Genomic DNA, 4,373 nt, shown 5'->3' on the forward strand with positions numbered 1-4,373 from the left:
CTCTATAGCTGTAAAAATGTCGTTTTTTGATTAAATTACGTAATTAAGTTACATAAATAATCGCAAATAATTTGATGACAAAAATCGTTTTAAACAGAAGCGGTTAAATAGCGAGGCAATAACAGGTTAAATAACATACAGATAAGAGAGGTGCAGGTGATATTTTCATACGCTAGCTGCATACAAAAATACTCATCTAGTTTCATTTATTTCTAAGACGAAACATAATAAACCTACAAATAGCAGTGAGTTACCCCTATGGGGCTAAATACAATGTATCTGAAATTTAACGATAACTTAGAGGAATATGCTGACATATTGATTTATATGCCAGCGCTGTATAGATAATAAGAAAAAGATGGGAATTTGCAGCCAAAAACCAAAGGTTACAAGTATTACAGTATCCCTTTAACCACATCGGCTAATTGGTCAAAGGTATGAATTCGGCTAGATGTTGGTCGCCAAACAAGGCCGATTTCACGGTAAGCTTCATGGCCTGGCGGTTCAACTACCACCAAGTTTTGATTATCAAGCAAACCATGGTCGATGGCCATTTGGGGAATAAAGGTCATTCCCATACCGTTCGCGACCATCTGCACTAAGGTATGTAAACTTGTGGCCGAAAAGGGATTAATCTTATCTTTACTGGTGAGCTGACAGGCAGACACAGCGTGATCCGTTAAACAGTGCTCACGCTCCAGCAGAAAGACAGATGCATCCGGTAAGTCATCATAACTAATCGGTACCCGCACTGTATTTGCTTGCTTCTTACTGATCACCATCTTAAAAGCATCACGTCCGACGATCTTGCTTTGCATCCCGTTAATATCCATCGGTAAGGCTAAGATAAGTACATCCATCTCGCCATTACGCAAAGCCGTCAGCAAATTAGCGGTTGTGTCTTCGCGCAGCAGCAAATCTAACTTAGGAAAACGTAGATTCACTTCTTGGACTAGATCACACAATAAGAAAGGGGCAATAGTGGGAATACAGCCAATACGTAACTGTCCTTCCATGCCATCGCCAGTGCAATTAGATAGCTCCATCAAATCACGCGAACGTGCCAGTAGCTCGCGAGCGCGAGTCACCACGTCTTCACCCATAGAGGTAAAAACTAACGATTTATTTTTGTTATCACGCTCAATGAGCTGACAACCAATTAAGTCTTCAAGGTTTTGTATACCAGAACTGAGCGTCGATTGGCTAACAAAGCAAAGTTTGGCCGCTTCACCGAAATGGCGAGTCTCTGACAATGTGACTATATAGTTAAGCTGTTTTAAGGAAGGAAACTTGTTCATCGTATTTTTCGATTACATCAATCTATTTATTCCGCTTTTTTGAATCTACCAGTTTCGTTATAGTTTGTCTCGTCCAAACAGGGAGCGACTTTAAATAGTAGCACCGCATTGAATTTTATTAGGAGCACCAAAATGGTACTAGTAGGTCGTCAAGCACCAGATTTTACTGCTGCAGCTGTTCTAGGTAACGGTGAAATCGTTGATAACTTCAACTTCGCAGAATTTACCAAAGGTAAAAAAGCGGTAGTTTTCTTCTACCCACTAGACTTCACTTTTGTTTGCCCATCAGAACTAATTGCATTCGACAAGCGTTTTGAAGATTTCCAAGCGAAAGGCGTTGAAGTAATCGGTGTTTCAATCGATTCTCAATTCTCTCACAACGCATGGCGTAACACTGCTGTTGAAGACGGCGGTATCGGTCAAGTTAAATACCCTCTAATTGCTGACGTTAAGCACGAAATCTGTAAAGCTTACGATGTAGAGCACCCAGAAGCAGGCGTTGCTTTCCGTGGTTCTTTCCTAATCGACGAAGACGGTGCAGTACGTCACCAAGTAGTTAACGACCTTCCTCTAGGCCGTAACATCGACGAAATGCTACGTATGGTTGATGCTCTAAACTTCCACCAGAAGAACGGTGAAGTTTGTCCAGCACAGTGGGAAGAAGGCAAAGCAGGTATGGATGCATCTCCAAAAGGTGTTGCTGACTACCTATCTGAGCACACTGCAGACCTAGGTAAGTAATTACCAATTAGCACCACGCTCACGGTGTTAATAAGGCGACAAACGCAATAGCGTAAAGCCAAAGTCAGCCAATAGGCAAAAATAGAATGAGGCCCGGATGCACCGGGCCCTTTTTCGTTTCTACCCCCCCTAGTTTCTCCCCCTCCTAAAAACTCAGTTCGACACCATATCCGCCTCTCAATCACCAGACTAAATCACCAGACTCATCACTGTATCCACGAACATAATTTCTCATCCCCATAGATTGATATTGGATTCAGCTTTCATACATCGTTTGTAATAGACTCTATCTATCTGTTTTCTACCTGATAGATCATTATGCAAATCGAAGTCTGTATTGATAATTTAGAATCACTGCACTATGCCCAACAAGGCGGCGCTAACCGTATTGAACTCTGCTCATCACTTGCACTTGGCGGCTTAACACCCAGTGCTGGATTCATGCGCCTTGCCGCTAAACATGCCACAATTCCTGTCTATGCCATGATCCGTCCACGCCAAGGGGATTTTTTGTTCTCAAGTGACGACGTAGAAATCATGCTGGCTGATATTCATGCCGCCAAACAAGCGCAACTGCAAGGTATTGTTGTTGGCGCTTTAACAGCTGACGGCCATATTGATCGCGATATTCTGAACGCCTTAATGAAACAAGCCAGTACGCTAGGCGTCACTTTCCATCGCGCCATAGACCAATGTGCCGATCCCTTTGCTGCGCTTGATGCTGTAATGCAAGCAGGTTGTGAGCGAGTACTCACGTCTGGACTTGCACCTAGCGCCCCCGAAGGTATCACGATGATCAAGCGTATGGTGGAACACTGTGGCAACCATTTGAGTATCATGCCGGGTGCCGGTGTTACCGCTAATAATGCCCTTTCGATAATCCAACAAACAGCCGTACACGAAATTCACCTATCAGGAAAAAGTACCCGCCCAAGCTTAATGCAACATATTGATCCATCAGCACATATGGGTAACGCGAATGTGGATGATTTCGCTATCCCTATCACCTCAGCACAAAAAATCAGCGCAGTGGTCGAGAAAATTCAAACGCTTTAACCCATCAAAAGATAGGTATTACGCTATGCTAATACCACCATCGTAATACCTATCAAATGTTGCGACCAAGGAGGAATGCATGACCCCACCTCTCATCGATTCTGCTGATAAGTTAAAAAAGAAAGACTACACCATCGAACTCGAACGACTCCAAGTCGAATTGGTAAAACTTCAAGAGTGGATCAAACACTCAGGAATGAAAGTCGTGGTCATTTTTGAGGGACGAGACGCAGCAGGTAAAGGTGGCGTCATTAAACGGATCACCGAAAAGCTTAACCCTCGAATTTGCCGTGTCGTCGCCTTACCTCAACCGACCGAAAAAGAGAAAACACAGTGGTACTTTCAACGCTATGTGGCTCACCTCCCCGCGGCAGGTGAAATTGTGCTGTTTGATCGCAGTTGGTACAACCGTGCTGGTGTTGAAAAAGTCATGGGCTTTTGTAGCGAAGAGGAATACGAAGAATTCTTACGGTCATGCCCTGAGTTTGAACGCATGTTGCAGCGCTCTGGCATTATACTGTTGAAATATTGGTTTTCAGTGTCGGACGAAGAACAAGAAAAGCGTTTTCTTGAACGTATCAATACGCCAATTAAGCGCTGGAAATTTAGCCCTATGGATTTAGAGTCACGCAATCGCTGGGTGGAATATTCTGCGGCTAAAGATCGTATGTTTGCTTACACAGATACTAAACAGTGCCCATGGTGGGTGGTGGATGCCGACAGTAAAAAGAAAGCCCGTATTAACTGCATCTCCCACTTACTAGCCCACATCCCATATCAAACCTTAAGCTACCCCGAGATTGACCTCCCCGATGTCAACAAAGACGGTTACATACGCTCTCCACTCGATCAGCAAACCTTTGTGCCCGATCGGTTTAATAAATAACACACATCCATCCCAAACAAAGCCAGAGAGAAATTACAGTGCCATGAAATTGCTTTGGGATTGCTCTACCCCATTGTTCACTTTTATCCCAATAAAGGCCGTAAAACCTATCTATTACCGCTAATTCACACCTAATTTCATCCTCCAACCGCTCCTCCCCTTACATCAAAACTTCATCATCTTCATCTCTCATAAGTTTCAGTAATCATTGATATCAATACTGGTGATTAGAGTAATTAATCGCCAACTTTTATTATCTCCTCGTCGACAAGGGAAGCGCGATGAACTCTCGAGTTATCAGGGTTACTGAGCAGGACGCTCAATCTAAACGCTCAATCTAAACGCTTAATTTTTAGAGTTAATACGACAAAAAACTTTTTAAACCTAAAAAC

The 4,373-nt window shown here is 43.3% G+C and carries 4 protein-coding genes; 3 read left to right on the forward strand and 1 reads right to left on the reverse strand.

Going from position 1 to position 4,373, the window contains the following annotated elements:
- Positions 1 to 395: 395 nt before the first annotated feature.
- The gene (locus ASV53_RS22945; protein ID WP_094958834.1) at positions 396 to 1,298 is read right to left on the reverse strand and encodes a hydrogen peroxide-inducible genes activator; all 903 of its coding nucleotides are present in this window, start codon (positions 1,296 to 1,298) and stop codon (positions 396 to 398) included.
- A 132-nt stretch (positions 1,299 to 1,430) separates the two neighbouring features.
- Between ASV53_RS22945 and ASV53_RS22950 the strand changes: the two genes are divergently transcribed.
- The 3 genes from ASV53_RS22950 (at position 1,431) to ppk2 (ending at position 3,981) form a co-directional block, all read left to right on the forward strand.
- Positions 1,431 to 2,039: a peroxiredoxin C gene (locus ASV53_RS22950; RefSeq protein ID WP_062691354.1), complete on the forward strand. Its 609-nt coding sequence runs from the start codon at positions 1,431 to 1,433 to the stop codon at positions 2,037 to 2,039.
- 312 nt (positions 2,040 to 2,351) lie between these two features.
- Complete coding sequence (locus ASV53_RS22955) at positions 2,352 to 3,095, forward strand: copper homeostasis protein CutC (RefSeq protein ID WP_094958835.1); 744 nt, start codon at positions 2,352 to 2,354, stop codon at positions 3,093 to 3,095.
- A gap of 79 nt (positions 3,096 to 3,174) precedes the next feature.
- Complete coding sequence (gene ppk2, locus ASV53_RS22960) at positions 3,175 to 3,981, forward strand: polyphosphate kinase 2 (protein ID WP_094958836.1); 807 nt, start codon at positions 3,175 to 3,177, stop codon at positions 3,979 to 3,981.
- The last annotated feature ends 392 nt before the right edge of the window (positions 3,982 to 4,373 follow it).

The organism is Photobacterium sanguinicancri (assembly GCF_002265265.1).
Taxonomy (GTDB): Bacteria; Pseudomonadota; Gammaproteobacteria; order Enterobacterales; family Vibrionaceae; genus Photobacterium; species Photobacterium sanguinicancri.